Source organism: Giesbergeria sinuosa, from assembly GCF_042652905.1.
In the GTDB taxonomy this organism is placed as follows: domain Bacteria; phylum Pseudomonadota; class Gammaproteobacteria; order Burkholderiales; family Burkholderiaceae_C; genus Simplicispira; species Simplicispira sinuosa.
In genome coordinates, this window is the sequence record NZ_JBHSHJ010000028.1 from 1 (window position 1) to 1,541 (window position 1,541).

Below are 1,541 nucleotides of genomic sequence, written 5' to 3' on the forward strand. Positions count from 1 at the left end.
CTAACGAACCAAGGTAAGCGGCGGCTGGAAGCTGTCCGCTTGAGCGCCGAGTTAGAACCCAAGCCCACACACCAGCCACCCAAAGCCAGCAGCATAGTCGGAAAAACGAACCTGTGCCAGTGCCGCCACGAAACCAAGAACACTAGGCTAGAAAACTAACGGCAAAGCCTACTTCGGAAAAACTGGTGAAAATAAAACTGGATTTTTAATGGGCATGGAATCAGCACCACCGTGGGCGAATGCTAACGAACCAAGGTAAGCGGCGGCTGGAAGCCGTCCGCTTGAGCGATTTGTTAGGCGTTCTTAATTTGATCTGCAATTTGATATCCGTAATGTGTCACTCTAAATATCTCTCCTTTATGACCTACTTCTTCTGCTAAATTTTCTTCTATTAATTGATTTAGGGCAGCTTCCCAACGAGCTTTTTCTCTCGGAGATCTATCAGTTAAAAAATGCCGTCCATTAGCCTGTAGTGTTAAACCTCCTATAAAAGCTAACTTCATAATATTACCTGATACATCATTAGAAGCCTCCAGAAGCAAATCTTTTGCGTCAGGAGATAGTGTAATGATTTTTGGCATTCCGACACCAAAATCTGTAGGTGTGATTTTTCCACCTTCGATTTTTTCAGAACCGACAAATGGCTCGCCGCTCTGAGCTCTTCTAACAAGAGCATCGCTCAATATGCTTTTAAATACTTCAAATGAATCGTAACTAGAAACTAGGCCTTTTTCGTAACACTCCTGCTTAAACTCTACAAGTTTATTGTATTGTTCTTGATCAACTGAGCCCATTTGAACAGGTTGATCAGAGAAGCAAATCATTGCAGGTTTTCCGGCGTTGATATGCTCTCTTATCTCTTCTAAAGTTCCGCTTTCGTGCTTACCAGTGGATGTGCCAATACGAGTCCAAAAAATTCCTACTAAGAAATCCGCATCTTTCAATATTTGCTTATTTATTATGCCTTGTGCTCTATCTCCCATTGAAGGATAAGAGTGAGTTTCCCAGCCAATTGCTTGAAGAATTATTCCCGTATTTTCAGAATAAAGGTCGTTCCATTTTTGTATGACTTCCCGAGCAATCTGTCTTTCTTTTGGGACATCACTAGGGGAAGCCAAAAATATTTTGAACACATTTGCAGGATACATGATTTATTCCTTTTAACGCCTAACGCCACAAATTAACCGGCGCGCGATGCGCGTCCGGGTTGAATGAAAGGTTAGGAGGTTGGTGGTAATGAAAACGGAGTCAATGGCTTTGGTGGTTTCTTCAACAATTGCTGAAATTCAGCGATTGGAGCGAGAGTATTTTGAATTATCTGATCAGAAAGTTGAGTCTCGCCATAAACACCTTCAAGGCGAATCTTTGCCTCTTCCAAAGCCTTTAAGAGATCAGCGCGATTTGGATGTGTGAGCGCAATTACGCGCACAACGCTAGTGAGGCCCGTCAGTCTAGTGCCGAGATTTTCGATTAGTTGCAAGGCTTCTTTCAGTTCATGTTTTAATTGATGATTTTCATCTGAATTCATAGATATTCCTAAC

At 42.3% G+C, this 1,541-nt stretch carries 2 protein-coding genes; both read right to left on the reverse strand.

All coding sequences use genetic code 11. The features are described 5' to 3' along the window. Positions 1 to 293: 293 nt before the first annotated feature. Complete coding sequence (locus ACFO6X_RS15805; RefSeq protein ID WP_382434964.1) at positions 294 to 1,148, reverse strand: hypothetical protein; 855 nt, start codon at positions 1,146 to 1,148, stop codon at positions 294 to 296. Positions 1,149 to 1,219: 71 nt separating this feature from the next. Further along, a partial coding sequence (locus ACFO6X_RS15810) for a hypothetical protein (RefSeq protein WP_382434966.1) occupies positions 1,220 to 1,541 on the reverse strand: 322 nt, incomplete at its 5' end.